The organism is Dyadobacter linearis (assembly GCF_907165045.1).
Taxonomy (GTDB): domain Bacteria; phylum Bacteroidota; class Bacteroidia; order Cytophagales; family Spirosomataceae; genus Dyadobacter; species Dyadobacter linearis.
In genome coordinates, this window is record NZ_CAJRAU010000001.1 from 1,369,446 (window position 1) to 1,386,260 (window position 16,815).

General features: G+C 47.7%; 10 protein-coding genes. 6 read left to right on the top strand and 4 right to left on the bottom strand.

Annotation, left to right across the window (positions count from 1 at the left end):
* Nucleotides 1-74: 74 nt before the first annotated feature.
* From KOD92_RS05635 to KOD92_RS05645, 3 genes are all read left to right on the top strand, one after another.
* Nucleotides 75-1,400: a M16 family metallopeptidase gene (locus KOD92_RS05635; RefSeq protein ID WP_215232506.1), complete on the top strand. Its 1,326-nt coding sequence runs from the start codon at nt 75-77 to the stop codon at nt 1,398-1,400.
* 40 nt (nt 1,401-1,440) lie between these two features.
* A complete protein-coding gene (locus KOD92_RS05640; protein WP_215232507.1) occupies nt 1,441-2,817 on the top strand; it encodes a M16 family metallopeptidase in 1,377 nt (458 codons plus the stop codon).
* 140 nt (nt 2,818-2,957) lie between these two features.
* Entirely contained in the window at nt 2,958-3,812 is an 855-nt protein-coding gene (locus KOD92_RS05645; RefSeq protein ID WP_215232508.1) for a sugar phosphate isomerase/epimerase family protein, read from the top strand.
* Between the two features lie 199 nt (nt 3,813-4,011).
* Here the strand turns inward: KOD92_RS05645 and KOD92_RS05650 are convergent, their stop codons facing one another.
* From KOD92_RS05650 to KOD92_RS05665, 4 genes are all read right to left on the bottom strand, one after another.
* Complete coding sequence (locus tag KOD92_RS05650) at nt 4,012-5,910, bottom strand: RagB/SusD family nutrient uptake outer membrane protein (protein WP_215232509.1); 1,899 nt, start codon at nt 5,908-5,910, stop codon at nt 4,012-4,014.
* Between the two features lie 15 nt (nt 5,911-5,925).
* Nucleotides 5,926-9,426, bottom strand: a complete 3,501-nt coding sequence (locus tag KOD92_RS05655) for a TonB-dependent receptor (protein ID WP_229254540.1) — start codon at nt 9,424-9,426, stop codon at nt 5,926-5,928.
* Between the two features lie 165 nt (nt 9,427-9,591).
* A complete protein-coding gene (locus KOD92_RS05660; protein ID WP_215232511.1) occupies nt 9,592-10,728 on the bottom strand; it encodes a FecR family protein in 1,137 nt (378 codons plus the stop codon).
* Between the two features lie 91 nt (nt 10,729-10,819).
* Nucleotides 10,820-11,407: an RNA polymerase sigma factor gene (locus KOD92_RS05665; RefSeq protein ID WP_215232512.1), complete on the bottom strand. Its 588-nt coding sequence runs from the start codon at nt 11,405-11,407 to the stop codon at nt 10,820-10,822.
* Between the two features lie 153 nt (nt 11,408-11,560).
* On the opposite strand from KOD92_RS05665, the gene KOD92_RS05670 reads away from it, so the two are divergent.
* The 3 genes from KOD92_RS05670 to KOD92_RS05680 all read left to right on the top strand — a co-directional run bounded on the left by KOD92_RS05670 (nt 11,561) and on the right by KOD92_RS05680 (nt 16,776).
* The gene (locus tag KOD92_RS05670; protein WP_215232513.1) at nt 11,561-12,517 is read left to right on the top strand and encodes an isopenicillin N synthase family dioxygenase; all 957 of its coding nucleotides are present in this window, start codon (nt 11,561-11,563) and stop codon (nt 12,515-12,517) included.
* A gap of 57 nt (nt 12,518-12,574) precedes the next feature.
* Nucleotides 12,575-13,717 carry a chromate efflux transporter gene (gene chrA / locus KOD92_RS05675; protein ID WP_215232514.1) on the top strand — a complete coding sequence of 381 codons (1,143 nt, stop codon included), beginning with the start codon at nt 12,575-12,577 and terminating at the stop codon, nt 13,715-13,717.
* A gap of 77 nt (nt 13,718-13,794) precedes the next feature.
* Complete coding sequence (locus KOD92_RS05680) at nt 13,795-16,776, top strand: glycoside hydrolase family 3 N-terminal domain-containing protein (protein WP_215232515.1); 2,982 nt, start codon at nt 13,795-13,797, stop codon at nt 16,774-16,776.
* The last annotated feature ends 39 nt before the right edge of the window (nt 16,777-16,815 follow it).

Here is a 16,815-nt window from a genome sequence, read left to right on the forward strand (position 1 = left end):
AAGCGTTTAGATTTTTTCCACGCATCCTTTTTATTTTTCATTATCATTACGAAATCATTAACCACCCATTTTTTATGAGGCTAAAATTTTTCCTGCTGTGTCTGGCCGTAGTAGTGGCAGGCCTGGGCGGCACGCATGCCCAGACGAAACCGGAAGACGTCAAAACTTTTGCATTAGCCAACGGAATGAAGTTTCTCGTGCTCGAAGACCATTCTATTCCCAATGCCAATATGTACATTTTCTGGAAAGTCGGCTCGCGGAATGAAGTGCACGGAATCACCGGACTTTCGCATTTTTTCGAACACATGATGTTCAACGGTTCCAAGAATTTTGGCCCGAAAGAATTCGACCGTTTTATGGAAGCAAATGGTGGTTCCAATAACGCATACACGACCGAAAATGTAACGGTTTATACCGACTGGTTTCAGAAAGACGCACTGGAACCGATATTCAAATTGGAATCCGACCGCATTGCAAATTTGTCAATAGACCCGAAAATGGTTGAAAGCGAGCGTGGTGTAGTACTTTCCGAGCGGAGTACCGGGCTGGAAAACAGCAACTACCGGATGCTGGGTGAGCTGGTACAATCGGTTGCATTTCAGGAACATCCTTATATGTTTCCGGTAATTGGGTTTGAGTCTGATATTAAAAGCTGGACGCAGGAAGATCTTGAAAATTACTTCAAAACTTACTACTCACCTAACAATGCGACGGTGGTGATCGTGGGCGATATCACATTGGAACAGGTAAAAAAAATGGCCGACCAATATATGGCGCCTATTCCTTCAAGAGGTTTACCTCCAAAAGTCAGGACCATTGAACCTCCTCAAAATGGCGAAAGAAGAGTTACTGGATATAAAGACATCGCAGCGCCAAACATTTTGATGGTATACCACGTTCCGGAGGCCAAACACGAGGATTACTATGCCCTCGATTTGCTGAGCAGCCTGCTCACTTCGGGTAACTCGTCCCGGCTCACCAAATCGCTGGTGATGGACTCTACCCTTGCGATGAACGTTTCCAGTACTACCGACCAGAATTTCGATCCCGGTATTTTCTCTATTTATGCCATTGCAAGCAGCAACGTATCTGCCCCTGACCTGGAAAAAGCCATTCACAATCAGATTGATTTGGTGATTAAGGACGGCGTGAAAGACGAAGAACTTCAAAAAGTAAAAAATCAGAAGCTCATGGAATTTTACCGTACGCTCGAAACTATCAATGGCAAAGCGAACAGTCTGGGAAGTTATGATGTGTTTTTTGGTGATTATAAAAAAATGTTCGAAGCGCCGGAACTGTACAAAAAAGTGACTGTGGAAGATATCAAGCGGGTTGCCGCGAAGTACTTCACCGAGCGCAACCGGACTGTGGGTTACCTGCTGCCGGAAAAATCAAAGTAAGTGCCACTTCACAACATCATTCATTGCTAATTTTTGAAATATGAAAAAGATACTATTTGTGTTCGCGGCATTGCTTTCGCTTTCGGCCTCGGCACAAAATAATTTTAAAGTCCCCGCTTTTGAGAAATTCAAGCTTAAAAACGGACTGACCATTTACCTGATGGAGCAGCACGAAGTGCCACTGATCAACGTATCGGCCGTTTTCGATGCAGGTTCGATCAACGACGGTGAGCGTTTCGGGCTCGCCAGCATCACAGCCGACGCACTGCTTTTTGGAACCCAAAAATACACCAAACCGCAGATCGAAGAAATGACCGATTTCGTGGGCGCGACGATCAATACCTACGCGGCGAAAGATATGGCGGGTGTTACCTCTTCGTTTGCTGTGAAAGATCAGGACAAACTGTTTGATATTATCCAGCAGGTATTAATGCATCCGGCTTTTGACAAAACCGAATTCGAAAAACACAAGCAACGCGCAATCCAGGAACTGGTAAGGCAGAAAGAAAGTCCGCGCGCGGTGATATCGAACTATATGAATGCATTCATGTTCAACAATTTTCCCTACGCAACACCGGGCGACGGCATCACATCGACTATTGAAAAGCTGACTGCTGCCGATGCAAAGGCATTTTACGAAGGCAATTATACCTCGGGAAAAGGCGCTATTGCAATAGTGGGTGATTTCAAAACGGCGGATATGAAGAAGAAAGTGACTGCACTTTTTGGAACCTGGAAAACAGCGCCTTACCGCATGGTGAAGCGCGTGGCCCCGGATCTGGAATTCGAAAAAAGCCGCGTGTTACTGGTTGACAAGCCCGATGCCAGAGAAACGACCTTTGTAATTGCAGGCCAGGGAGTTGATTACAACTCCGCTGATTATGTGCCGGTTATGGTTGTAAATACGATACTTGGCGGCCGGTTCACCTCCTGGCTGAATGATGCATTACGTGTCAATTCGGGACTTACTTACGGAGCAAGAAGCGCATTTACCCGCTACAAATACGCCGGTACTTTCGCGATCAGCACATTTACTAAAAATTCCACTACGGTACCTGCGATCGATATGGCAATGCAGGTTTTGGATAGTCTGCATAAAACGGGCATTAATGAAGAGATCCTGCAATCGGCCAAAGCCTACGTAAAAGGAAGCTTTCCGCCTGCATTTGAATCAGCCGGTGCATTGGCCAGACTGCTTACCGATATGCACGTTTTCAATTTTGATGAAAGCTATATCAATACATTTCAATCCAAAGTAGATGGGCTGACCACTGCAAGAGCGAAGGAAATTATCGATACCTACTTTCCGAAAGACAAGCTGCAATTTGTACTGATCGGAAAGGCCGATGAAATACGCGATCAGGTTAAAAAGTATGGAGATATTACAGAAAAGCAGATCAAAGTTGACGGATTTTAGAAAGTACAAAACTGCGGTTTGCTTTCGCGAATCAGGTGAAACGTATATTAGTATACGCAAATCCGGATATCATATTTAAGTAGGTTCAGTTGCTAAATCTGCTTTTGCAAGGGAACATAAATCAAACTATAAATCGACAAATGAAGCAAATTATCAGAATGATGTGTCTGCTCGCAGCCACATTCACCTACCAGCAAAGCATCGGGCAAAGCAAGCCGGTGTACACGAATCCGATCGGATTGCAGGCTTACACATTCCGCGGCAGCTGGGACAAAGGCATCGAAGCGACATTGGACACGATCAAAAACCTGGGCGTTACCGAACTTGAAGGCGGACCGATTAAAGGAATGACGACCGAAGAGCTTCGCAAACAACTCGACAAGCGCGGAATCAAAATGGTTTCCATCGGCGCAGATTACAAAAAGCTGGCGGAGAGTTCGGAACAGACGATCAAGGATGCTAAAATTCTGGGTGCAAAATATGTCATGGTAGCCTGGATTCCTCACAACGGAAAATTTGACCTTGAAACCGCTAAAAAAGCAGTCGCCGATTTTAACAAAGCTGGTAAAGAACTGAAAGAAGCGGGTATTGAGCTGACTTACCACAACCACGGCTACGAATTTGAGCCTTATGAAGACGGTACGTTGTTTGATTATCTTGTAAAAAACACAAATCCGGAATACGTCAACTTCGAAATGGACCTGCTCTGGACCGCATTTCCAGGTCAGGACCCAGCTGCATTGCTATTGAAATACCCAACCCGCTGGAAACTGATGCACCTGAAAGACCTTAAAAAAGGAGTAGTAGGAAATCTCTCCGGCGGCACACCTACCACCAATGACGTAGCATTAGGAACCGGCTCCATCAACATAGCCGCCGCCCTAAAAGCCGCCAAACAAGTAGGTGTAAAACACTATTTCATAGAAGACGAAAGCCCAAGTTATTTGAAACAGATACCTCAGACTATTGCTTATATTAAGGGGTTGAAGGAGTAGGGAAAAGGGAGGAAGGGAGGAAGGGAGGAAAGGGAGGAAAGGGAGAATGGGTTTCTGTCTCGCTGAGCGCATTGTCTGTCTGAGCGCAGTCGAAGACACGTGCACAACCGCTTCGACTGCGCTCAGCGAGACAGAAGCGTTCCTCGTCCCGTTTTTCCTTCCTCCGTTCCTCCATCCTCCCCTTCCTCCCTCTCCCATCCTACCACCCCGGATTTTGCTTCAGTGTCGGGGTTCTTTGTAACTCGTCCTGCATGATTGGGAACAGATAGTGCCTTGGGGCTACGAAAACGCGGCTTTCTATGAAGAAACGCTGCATTTTGTACTTCTTCCCATCGACCACAATTTTACCTGCCGGGTCTTCTACCGGCTTCATTCCATTGATCATCCGCTGCGTTTTAGGATATGGCCAGCCGAGCTGCGCGCGCTGCTCGTTAGTAGCACCGGCGCTCTGCCAGGCCTGCTCCCGCGCGAGTTCCTTCGCTGAACTTGGTTCCAGGTACAGGCGAGATGTCCAGATCCGGTTGTTTTCATAAAAAAGCTCCACCCTGCGTTCCCGCTTGATATATTCGTCCATCAGCGCCTTGGTCGTTTGAACCTCCGGCGGCATTGGCGCCATAAAAGAGCGTTTCCGCACATTATTGATCATTTCGTAAATCTCCGCATTCGGCCCGGCCGTTTCGTTAACTGCCTCCGCGTAGATATAAATGAATTCAGGCAATCGCCAGACAGGCGGGCCGCTGATAGAAAAGCTTTTGTCCCGGTTCCAGGATTCACGCAGGATTTTACGCAGGAAATAACCCGTCGTAGTAGAATTCGTAGCGCCGATTTTGTCGGCTCCAGTCGCGGTATTGATCACCTTTCCCTTGAATGTAGATCCGTGGTATACAACATCGCGGTGCAGGCGCGGGTCGCGTTTGATGCCTTCGTAGGGGTTGGAATCGTCATATCCGTCGGCTTTCGCGCGTGAACTGTAAATCGGGTAGCCGAAACCGTTTTGGGCCACATATTCGTATTCATCCACCTGCTCCTGAACCGGCATCTGCCGCGAGCTTCCGCCCCAGCTTGGCGGATAAATATCACCCTGCCAGTTGTTATCCTTATCTCTCGTCACAAAGAAAACTGCCTCATTCTGAAACGCTTCCATATTGTGGTACATATCCCAGAGCCGCGCCGGCACTTTCGAGTTGTTGTTATCAATACCCGCATCGTCCCGGAAATCGGCCGCATCGTGCCCCTGGTACAGGCTGTAACGCAAACGACCATCCACTTTGTAATCAATAACCGCCTTGGCTGCATCCCGTGCGACTGTCCAGCGTGCCGGATTCAGTCCGTATTCAGCAGCAAAAAGGCGCGTATCGTTAGGGAATGTACCTCCGTTCCACATCGGCGTAGCGGCCATCCAGGCTACGATCGCTTTCAGTCCCAGACAAGCCCCTTTGTCCACCCGGCCAAAATCAGCGCCGCCCCAGCTGCCCGGTACCAATGCCATCGCTGAGTCACAATCCTGCGAAATCTTGGCTGCAATAGCATGGAAGGATTCCTGTTTGAAATCCATCGGCTCAGTTGGAGATATCGTTCTTGTCATATAAACCACCTCTCCATACATCCGCGCCGCGAGGTAGTGAAAGTAAGCCCGCATGAAATACGTTTCTCCGAGCCTCTTCGCCAGATCACCCGCCTGCAAAGGATTATCCGGCGTATTGTAAGTGCGCACACCTTCCAGGATCACATTCGTTTTCCGGATCCGGTCGTACAAATCCCACCAGTATTGCCCGCGGCTGCTGCGATCGGGCATTGCATTCGAATTCCAGTCGCCGGTGTTGAATTTGTTGGTCAAACTTCCCTCCGCAGTAGACCCTTCTGCTTCGTCGGTTACGGGCGCTGTGGAGAAGTGGGAGAAGAATACGAGCGGACTATTGGAGCCTTTCGCATTGTCGTACAAGTCTGTGATCAGCTGATTTGTTTTATTATACCTGGTAAAAACCTGCTCTGCATCCAATTGATCGTCAGGCCTTCTGTCCAGAAAGTCCTGGTCGCAGGCTGCCAGCATACTGCCGACTACAAAGAATAGGATCGTATATATTTTTCTGTTTTTCATAAATAGTCAGGATAATCAGAATGAAATGTCTACACCAAAATTCATCACCTTCTGGATCGGGTACCAGTCTCCGGTCCCTTCGTTTGTTTCCGGGTCCATATCTACGTCGCCGAGCTTGTCCCACGTCAGCAGGTTCATTCCCTGGGCGTAAAACCGCACCTGGTCGAGCCCGATCTTTTTGATCAATGGTTTGGGAAGATTATAGCCCAGCTCGATCGTTTTCAGACGCACGTAGTCGCGGTCGTACAGAAACAAGCTGCTGTTTGCATTCTTGTTGTTACTATGGTCACCGAAATGAAGTGCGGGATAGGTTGCAGTCGAAGCAGTTTCCGGCGTCCAGCGGTTCAGGTGCATGGGTTTTACCTTGCCATATTTATCCTGGCTAAACAAAGGGAAATCGTACACTGCCGCGCCGGAAAGCTGCATTGAACCTCTTGCCGCGCCCTGGAAAAGCATGCTGAAATCGAAGTTCTTGTAGCGCGCCCCTACCGGCAGACCAAACATTAATTCCGGGTATTTAGGATGCCCTGTCGCAGTTCTGTCGCCCAGATCATCTACCCTACCGTCACCGTTGAGATCTTTGTAAACCACATCACCTGGCCGCAATACGCCCCAGGATTGGTAGCCGCTTCCCTGGTTCATCGCATTCAGTGTATTCGCCTCTTCCTGGTTGCTTACGAAATGGTCGAAAATGTAGTTAAAATGCTCTTCAATGCGTTTTCCGGTATTTGCCCTGCCTCCGAAAGCATAAGGAATTTCATTCATGAAAACGATCTTGTTGCGGGCAAATGAAACATTCGGACGGATGAAATAGGTAGCATTTTTACCAATGCTGCCGCTCCACCCGATTTCCATATCAAAACCTTTATTATTGACGATACCCGAATTCAGATAAGGCGCATTTTTACCCACAATATCCGGGAAACCCAACTTGTTGCCCCCGCTCATATCCGTGATGATATCGTAGCGATGCTCGTGGAAAAGGTCGAGGGTAAATGTGAGGTGCTGCAGGAAAGTAGCGTCGATACCGATATTGGTCTTTCTGGCTTTTTCCCACGTTAGATCAGGATTAGCGAGGTCACCTTCCGACAAATATCCGCCGGCTCCGGAGCCAAAATTATCCGTACCGAAGTTGTAATCTCCGTCTCTTCCGCCAAAGTATTGCAGATAAATAAAACGCTTGTCGTTCGGCACGCGGTCGCTTCCTACCAAACCATAAGAACCACGGATTTTCAGGTTATTAAGCCATTTTTGTGCTCCAATCAGGAATTTTTCCTTGGAAATAACCCAGCCCGCAGAAGCCGACGGAAAGAATCCGTAGCGTTTTCCTTTCGCAAAATTTTCTGATCCGTTATAAGCCGCATTGAATTCCAGCAAATAGCGGTCGTCGTAACCGTAAGTGGCGCGGGCTGTCAATCCCTGGTAGCTGAAAGGTACCTGGTTATTAATGATTCGCCGCGACCGGTTTCCCAATACCATTCCGGTTACATTATGCAACCCGAAATTCCGCATATAGTCGATCTTCGCCTGAATGTAAGTGCGGCTTTCGTTGTCTTTATTGTCAAATCCATTACCGATCGTCTGGTCGATATCATACTTATTTCCAGACTTGTACGCGCCGGTATAGTTGCCGGGTGTACGGTAAATATCGCTTCCATCGGCCGGCACGAATGTAGCGTAACCCGGATATTCGCGGTAACCCTCGGAATACGTGTTCACGCGGCGGTTGATCCAGCCGCCGTCGCTCGCATCGTAAGAAAACATCCCGTCTATCGACAGACCTTCCGTAATAAAGTTCAGCTTGTGACCGAGCGAGAAAGATCCGTTCAGGTAAGTGTTTTTTTCGTTCAAAAACCCGGTTCTGCTCAATTCACCGAGGATATTAAACCTGTAAATCTGGTCGCCGTAAAGCATTCCGAGCGGGTTATTAGCTTCGAATACGCGGTTATCAGGGTTTCCGTTCGGCTCCACGACGATCGGCAGATAGGAAGGCTGGGTATTAGCGAGCTCAACAATTCTGGCGGCCGTGGTACCCGGCGCATTCCGGTCGGTAATGCGTGCGCCGATATCGAGTTTGGCGAAAAAGTTGTCGGTAATATCGATATCGATATTAGACCTGAAATTATATCTCTTGAAAACGGCCTGCGTATTGTTGGTGCTCAGGTTGGTATGCTTGTAATTTCCATCCTGTTGAAAGTAATTGGCCAGAACAAAATATCTGGCCTTTACTGATCCACCGCTAATAGACAAACTGTAATCGTGCTGAACGCCCGGTTTAAATGCATAATCAAAATAATCCCAATTGTAACCCAGTCCGTCGGAGTTATCCCCTTTCGCGCGCCGCCAGTCCGATATCGAAGCTTCTGAGAACAAGTTCAGCGTCGAAGGATCTGCGTCGGGGTTATCATTTCTTCTCGCTTCATTATAAAGCATTGCATAATCTGCTGATCCCAGGTAAGTTGGAAATTTAACCGGCTGGTTAATACCCACAGAAGCTTTGAAATTAACGGTCGCCTTATCCTGCACTTTTCCTCTCCGGGTCGTGATCAGGATTACACCATTTGCCCCGCGAACTCCGTAAGGCGCAGTGGCCGAGGCATCTTTCAATATCGTAAAAGTCTCAATTTCAGAAGGTGCCAGGTAATCCATACTTCTTTCCAGCCCGTCGATGATCACGATCGGTGCCTTGTTTCCGTAAGTAGCTGTTCCGCGGATAAAAATGTCGCTTCGGTCAACCCCCGGCTCGCCGCCGCTGAACTGGTTTGCAAAAAGCCCCGGAAGCCTTCCCGCCAATGCATTGGTAATGCTGGCTGTCGGGCTTTGTTTCAGATCTTCGGTCGTAATGGTGGCAATAGCGCCGGTAATGGTCGCTTTTCTTTGCGAACCAAAACCCACGATCACCACTTCTTCCAGTCCGCCGAGATCTTCCTGCAATTGTATGTTGATTGAAGTTTGTGCATCTACTACCTGCTCTTTCCCAAGAAATCCAATGAAGGAAACCACCAGCACATCGCCCGGTTCCGCCTCAATCGTAAATTTCCCGCTTGCGTCTGTGGAGGTTCCTTTATCGGTTCCCTTCACGATCACTGTCGCACCCACGAGCGGCAATCCCTTGACATCCTGGATGGTACCGGTTATTTCGCGGATCGTAGCAACGACCGTCGCAGGTGCTACGGACATGGTATTGATCAGTGCCTGACCAGGTTCTTCTTCTTTTCTAAAAATGGCGATCTGCTTGCCTATGATCTTGTAAGCGAGCCCCGAACCTTTCAGTGCTTTATTCAAAATCGCAGGCACCGTTTCATTTTTCAGGTCGAGGTTGATGGTCTTTTCCGGCTTTCCTGTAAAAAGGTCGTCGCCGTAAAAAATGCGGTATTCGGTTTTATCCTGAATCTCCTGAAAAAGGGTATTAAGGTTCCCGTTACGGATTTTTACATCCATTCTGCTTTTTTGCGAATAGCCTGTTGCATGCACGCTCATCATCGCAACCCATAAAAGCAGTATAGTCAACTTCATAATTCTGAGCAGTTTTCGGGGACGTAGCTCTCCCAAAGGGTAATACCCTGATTGGTCAAATTTTTTCATAAATTTGATTCGACTTTTGTTGATACAATTGTTAAGAAATCACTTGCTTGCCGGCAAGTGCAATCGATCGGGAGACGTTGCCGCGTCTTCCGTTTTTTATTTGGTAATAGTGCTTTTCCCTAGTACAAACCTCCTTTCCGATTGTTGATAAGTAAGTGATGTTCCCGCCGCGACAATGTCCAGAACTTTGGTAATGTCCTCCTGAAGATCGAGCGTACCCGAGAAAGTCCTGCTGCCGCTTTCCATTTCCGTAAGCTGAATATCCACGTCATAATACCGTGCTAATTTTTTCAGGATCCCGGCCAGCGGGGCCCTCGTCAATGCGAGGTACCCGTTTTTCCAGGATATATATTCTCCCACATTCACCTGTTTTACTTCCAGCGAACCCTTTCCTGCTACGTAAACCGCCCGCATTCCGGGTTCCAGTTTTCTCTTTTGAGCTTTAAAAATCGATTGCTGATTTGCCGTAAGTTCAATACTTCCTTTCACGAGAACCGTCGAAGTCTGCTGGTCGTCGGCGTAAGCGCTTACATCAAACTCCGTCCCGAAAACCTGCACTTTCATGTTTTTGGTGTGAACGAAAAATGGGTGATCGGCTGCGTGGCTGACAGCAAAATAGGCCTGACCTTCAACATAAACTTCCCTTTGTTTTGAATCGAAATGTGCAGGATAAACGAGTTTGGAGCCGGAATTGACCCAGATTTTAGTCCCGTCCGAAAGGGTGATCACCGACCTTTTACCGTAAGGAACAATTAATGTATTGAACTCCTGGCCGGCCACTTCCTGATCAACGGCCGTAGCTGAATCGATCTGGATCCGGTTTCCATTGCCTTCGTAAACCAGGGACGAGTTTTGCCTTTCCAAATTGATTGTCCGCTGATCGGCCAACACTAACTTGGTGTTTTCAGGATCGCCTACCGTATTGGAAGCCAGCTGCCGCATTACCGTTCCGGAATCTTTTCTGAAATTGAGATAGCCCAGCCCTGCGAGCAATAGTAGCGTGACGGTTGCCGCAATCGAATACCACAATCTGTTCATTCTGATCTGCTTCTTTTGCTGGATACTCTCCTCCACCTGAGTCCATATATATTCTCTTTCCGAAGGCGGGAGCGTTTCGTGGCGGATATGCTGCATCAACTGGCGGGTGGTGTCGGCGGTTTTCCGGTCTTCTTCGGACAGTTCTTCCGGTTTAATATCCTGACGCTGAACCTTTTTGGGTAACTTTCTCTTCATGCACAAACTTGTTTGACATACAAGAGAAAGGTTTCGACAGGATATAGACTCGCAAATCGATTTTTTTTAATAAAAAGAAGAAAAAATTTAATTACCAGCAGAAAACAAGCAGGAATGAGCCGAATTCGAGCTTACCCCGAAGCTGTTTGAGTGCCCGGTAAATGAAGGTGCGGCAGGTAGGGACCGAAATCTGCATGATCGCGGCAATCTGGTCGTAATCCAGGTCCTGATTGTATTTTAGATAAAGTATTTCGCGCTGCCGGTCCGGAAGCTGATTGATCTCAGAAGCCAGCTGCTGCAATATTTCGCGCTGACTTTCATCCATAATGATCTCGTGCTCGATACTGAATGAGAATGCATTCATTCCGAAACTTTCGTCCGCATTCCATCGGTCGATACTGAAAATAGAAGACTTGCGGTGCGCCGCGTGGAGTTTACGGCGGAATGATTTGAGCAGATAAAATTTCACATTGACCTCCCGGGACAAGCCGCTTCTGTAACTGTGCAGATCAATGAACAGATCGTGGATACAATCTTTGACCAGATCATCGTCAGTCGTGTAGCGCATTCCAAAAGCAAACAAACTGTCCGAATACTGATCGTACAACTGGCTGAATGCCTGCTGGTCGCCGGAAATGAAGCTTTTCCATAATTCATTTTCCGGGAGTGTGAGTATCATGATTGAGTATTAAAATTTGAATTAAATTTATAATAATAAAACTAAATAAGTCAAGTGTAAAATAAGCGCGCCGGGCCGTGAGCGTGATTGGGATCAAAACTAGCTGGCAACTTTCACGATAGTTTTTATACTTTGCGCAAAAAAAGTAATAACATGGAACCTGCGCTATTGAACCAAGTCCCTTCGCTGGACCTGGCCGATTTTACTTCCGGAAATACGGAACAAAAAGAGAGATTTGTGTCCGAAATTGGCGACGCATTTACTAATATAGGTTTTGTAGCAATTAAAAACCACGGGCTGAGCGACGAGCTGCGTGAGAAATTATACGCGTCGGTGCAAGAGTTTTTCTCTCAACCCGACGAAGTGAAGCGGAAATATGAATTCCCGAACCTGTTTGGCCAGCGCGGCTACATCAGCAAGGGTAAAGAAACTGCGAAAGGCTTCAAAGTCGCCGATCTAAAAGAATTCTACCATATCGGCCAACCGGACCCGATCGGCAATATGCCCTCCAATGTTTTCCCTGAGGGTTTTCCTGAATTTGAAAAGTATACGCTTGAAGTGTATAAAACCTTTGAGAATGCGGGCAAAACGCTGCTTCGTGCGATTGCTATCTACCTGCATTTGCCCGAGGATTATTTTGAGGATAAGGTCAAAAATGGCGACAGTCTGTTGCGGGCGCTACACTATTTTCCTATTCCCAATCCCGAGCTGGTACCTGAGGGTGCGGTGAGAGCTGCCGCGCACGGGGATATTAACCTCATTACCTTATTAATGGGCGCAAGTGCCGAGGGACTGGAAGTATTGCGGCGCGACGGACAATGGATCGCGATCACCGCATTACCCGATCAAATCGTTGTGAATGTGGGCGATATGCTCGACAGGCTGACTAATCACAAATTGAAATCGACCATTCACCGGGTAGTAAATCCGCCGCGAGAAAAAATGGGCACATCGCGGTACAGCATTCCGTTTTTTATGCATCCGCGGGCGGATATGGACCTAACCAGTCTGGAAAGTTGCATTACTGCCGAAAATCCGAAATTATACACCAATATGACCGCCGGGGAGTTTCTGGATGAGCGTTTAAGGGAATTGGGATTAAAAAAATAACTGCGTCACGCATTGGCTGTTCCTCCCATCCGCCGTTTTAGATACATCATTTACCTGATGGACATCCTCTTGTTATCACTGACAGCTTTCGGAGGCCCGCAGGTACATTTAATGATGATGATCGAGCGGCTGGTCAAAAAAAGGCGATATATTACTGAGGAAGAACTACTTGAATTACAGGCACTTTGCCAGGTATTACCGGGCCCGAGCTCGACGCAGACCGTCACGGCGATCGGTTTAAAAATCGGCGGGCAGCCGCTTGCTTACCTGACACTGATCGTATGGTCTATCCCCGCAATGGTTTTAATGACCGCGGCGGCGATCGGAATACATTACCTGGAATCGAAATCTATTTCGCTGGATTTCACCAAATTCGTCGGCCCGATGGCGGTGGCATTCCTGATGTACGGCGCTTCGGCTATTGCGCGAAAAGTGATTCATAACACACAGGGATGGACATTTCTGATCATTTCCACAATACTCGCCTACCTTTATCCCTCGCCTTACACGACACCGGTACTGATCGTGCTGGGCGGCGTGGCGGCTTCGCTGAATTTCAAAAAGCACGAGAAAATGGACAAAGCGCCGATCCGTGTAAAATGGCGGCCGATCATATTCTGGATATCGGTACTGGTGGCGGCGGCGATCGTGGGTAAGGTTACCAACTCGCTTCCTGTGAGGCTTTTTGAAAACTTTTACCGGAATGGAAGTCTGGTTTTCGGCGGCGGGCAGGTTTTGATCCCGATCCTTTATAATGAGTTTGTGGAATTCAAGCATTACCTCACCGAGCAGGAATTTCTGGCCGGAATGGCATTGACGCAAGTGGTACCGGGGCCGGTTTTCTCGATTGCAACATTTGTGGGAAGCGTTTCTCTGCAAACGCACGGGGTATTCGGGCAGATCGTCGGTGGGTTTGTTGCTACCGCCGGGATATTTCTGCCTGGCACTTTCTTCATATTCTTTGCTTATCCTTTTTGGGATCAATTGAAAAAATACCGCGGGATCCGCGCCTCGCTGGAAGGTATCCACGCCGCCAGCTGCGGACTCACGATCGCCGCCGCAATACTGCTTTTTCAACCCATGATGGACGATCGCCAGCCGCTTTTCACCGTCATCATCACCCTATTAGTGCTCACCTTCGCCAGGATACCATCCTACTTTATTATTCTGGCCGGGTTGATATTAGGGTTGGTGTTTTGAGGTGATTTCCTTTTGAGATTGCATTAATGAATTGCTTTTCTAAACTTTGAAAGCCATATTCCCATTTCTTTCGCCAAATGAATAAATCCTTCCGCTTACTGCTGGTTTGCTGCCTTCCTTTTTTTAGTCATATTTCAAAAGCCCAGATCGCCACTTCACCCGGCTTCTTAAACAAAAACCAGAATGCAGCGGCCCGGCAGTGGGTTGATTCTGTTTTTGATAAACTGACTCCCGACGAGCGGATTGCGCAGCTGATTATGATCCCGGCAGTTTCGGATGTAAAAAGGGCGCTCATTGACCCGAAAGCAAGTAGTCCGGCCATGGTTGAGAAGCTGATCCGGGAAAATAGGGTTGGCGGGATCGTCTTTTTTCAGGGCGGCCCAATGCCCCAGGCCCGGCTGACAAATTTCTATCAATCCATTTCAAAAGTTCCTTTGCTGATCGCGATGGATGCCGAATTTGGCCTCGCAATGCGGATAGACAGTACCGTGCGCTATCCTTACCAAATGACGCTGGGAGCTATTCAGGGAAACAACGACCTGATCTACGAAATGGGCGCGCAGCTTGCCAGACAAGCAAAAAGGTTGGGAATGCATATCAATTTTGCGCCAGTGGCCGATGTGAATAACAACCCCGACAACCCGGTGATCAGCTTCCGGTCTTTTGGTGAAAATAAATATAAAGTGGCTGACAAGGCAGTTGCGTATATGAAAGGAATGCAGGATAACGGACTGTTAACCAGTGCAAAGCATTTCCCTGGACACGGCGATACCGGCACCGATTCACATTACGATCTGCCACTGATCAAGCACGATGTTACCCGCATTGATTCACTCGAAATGTACCCGTTCAAAGCATTGATCAGCAATGGGATAAGCGGGATTATGATCGCGCATTTAAGCATTCCTGCTTTGGACAAAACCCCTAACCTACCCTCAACCCTGTCCAAACCGATCGTCACGGACATATTGAGGGACAAGCTCGGCTTCGACGGACTGATCTATTCCGACGCCATGAATATGAAGGGTGTAACCAAATATTTCCCCGACGGAAAAGCCGATGCAATGGGATTGGAGGCCGGCATGGATATTCTGGAATTTACGGAGGACCTGAATAAGTCGATTTCTGAAATCAAAAAAAGCATTGCCGAGGGGCGAATCAGCCAGGCTGAGATCGACGCGCGCTGTAAAAAGGTACTAATGGCCAAAGCATGGGCCGGACTAAACCGCTACAAGCCGGTCGACCTGAACAATTTATATGAAGATCTGAACCCAAAATCAGCAGAGTTGGTCAACAGGCTTCTGACCGAAAAAGCATTGACCGTTTTAAAGAACGAAAACAACATCCTGCCGCTGAGAGAACTTGATACCCTCAAAATAGCGTCTGTTTCGCTTGGTGCGGATACCATCACTACATTTCAAAAAACGCTCGAACTTTACACTTCCGTAAAACATTTTACAATTCCTGCAAAAGCAACCGAGATCCAGATCGAAAACCTCAGAGCCCAGCTGAAAAACTACAACCTGATTTTGGTAGGCGTGCATTTGGGAAGTATCTCCCCAAGAACCAACTACGGTCTGACGGACCCGATGAATGCGGTATTGCAGGAACTGATCGCGTCGAAAAAAGCAATTGTTTCCATTTTTGGAAATCCTTATGCATTAAATAAAATGAACAAGCCCGAAAATGCAAAAGCATTGGTTATGGCTTATCAAATGACAACCTACACACAGAATCTGTCGGCGCAACTGATTTTTGGGGCGATACCCGCGAGCGGAAAGCTGCCGGTTACTGTGAATGCACAATTTCCTTATGAAGCTGGTATTTCAACGCCAGCAATCGGTCGGTTGAAATATACTATTCCGGAAGAGCTGGGAATGGATTCGAAGGTTCTGACGCACAGAATCGACTCTATCGCCAACCTCGCCGTAACCCAAAAAGCAACTCCGGGCTGCGTGGTGCAGCTAGCGAAAGATGGGAAGGTATTTTTTAGAAAAGCGTATGGAAAACACACGTATGAAGGCGCGGCACCTGTTAAACTGAATGATTTGTACGATCTGGCGTCGGTAACGAAGATAACTGCCTCTACACTCGCATTAATGAGTTTGTGGGACCAGAAAAAATTTGATCTGGATGCGACGATGAAGGATTACCTGCCCGATTTTGCTAAATCTAACAAAGCGGACCTGGACTGGCGCCACGTACTGACCCACAGCTCGCGGTTGAAAGCGTTTATCGTACTCTGGAAAGAGGCACAAAAACCTGATGGCAGCTGGAAGAACAAGACATTCAGTACAAAACAGTCAAGACGGTACCCGACTTCGGTTGTGGGAGATAGCCTGTTCATTTACAAGGATTATCCTGAAACCATATTCAAATCGATCCGGGATTCTCCTTTGAATGAAAAAGAAGGATATGTATACAGCGACCTGTCTTTTATTTTGTACCCGCAGGTCGTAAAAAACTTGTCAGGCGAGGATTTTGAGGACTATCTTAAAAATCACTATTACAATAAACTGGGCGCTACTACGCTGACTTTCAACCCAAAGAGGTTTTACAAACTAGAAGATATTGTCCCGACCGAGAAAGATACATTTTTCAGAATGACGCAGCTGCATGGACAGGTTCATGACGAGGCGGCTGCAATGCTGGGCGGACTGAGCGGACACGCGGGCTTGTTCGGAGATGCGAATGATGTGATGAAAGTGTGGCAAATGTATTTGCAGGAGGGTTATTATGGCGGGCAGCAGCTTTTGAGCAAAGACGCATTGCTGGAATTTACGAGATACCAGTTCCCGGACCAGGGCAGCCGTCGCGGGATCGGTTTTGACAAACCTTCATTCAAATATACCGGCAATGCACCGAAGTACGCCAGCCCGTCAAGTTTCGGGCATACTGGCTACACGGGAATTATGACCTGGGCGGATCCGGCCTGGAAGTTGAACTACGTTTTTCTATCCAACCGCGTGTACCCCACAAGAGAAAACAGCAAGATATCAACGCTCAATATACGCACCTCGATTATGGATGTGGTGTATGAGGAGTTGCTTAAAAAGTAGGGCAGATCGCTGCGGTGAACCTTATTATATGTCTACATT

Bases quoted from the DNA above. Each gene is read 5' to 3' on its own strand.
- KOD92_RS05655 (WP_229254540.1), bottom strand. From the start codon at position 9,426: ATGAAGTTGACTATACTGCTTTTATGGGTTGCGATGATGAGCGTGCAT.
- KOD92_RS05670 (WP_215232513.1), top strand. From the start codon at position 11,561: ATGGAACCTGCGCTATTGAACCAAGTCCCTTCGCTGGACCTGGCCGAT.
- KOD92_RS05665 (WP_215232512.1), bottom strand. From the start codon at position 11,407: ATGATACTCACACTCCCGGAAAATGAATTATGGAAAAGCTTCATTTCC.
- KOD92_RS05640 (WP_215232507.1), top strand. From the start codon at position 1,441: ATGAAAAAGATACTATTTGTGTTCGCGGCATTGCTTTCGCTTTCGGCC.
- KOD92_RS05650 (WP_215232509.1), bottom strand. From the start codon at position 5,910: ATGAAAAACAGAAAAATATATACGATCCTATTCTTTGTAGTCGGCAGT.
- KOD92_RS05635 (WP_215232506.1), top strand. From the start codon at position 75: ATGAGGCTAAAATTTTTCCTGCTGTGTCTGGCCGTAGTAGTGGCAGGC.
- chrA (WP_215232514.1), top strand. From the start codon at position 12,575: ATGGACATCCTCTTGTTATCACTGACAGCTTTCGGAGGCCCGCAGGTA.
- KOD92_RS05660 (WP_215232511.1), bottom strand. From the start codon at position 10,728: ATGAAGAGAAAGTTACCCAAAAAGGTTCAGCGTCAGGATATTAAACCG.
- KOD92_RS05645 (WP_215232508.1), top strand. From the start codon at position 2,958: ATGAAGCAAATTATCAGAATGATGTGTCTGCTCGCAGCCACATTCACC.
- KOD92_RS05680 (WP_215232515.1), top strand. From the start codon at position 13,795: ATGAATAAATCCTTCCGCTTACTGCTGGTTTGCTGCCTTCCTTTTTTT.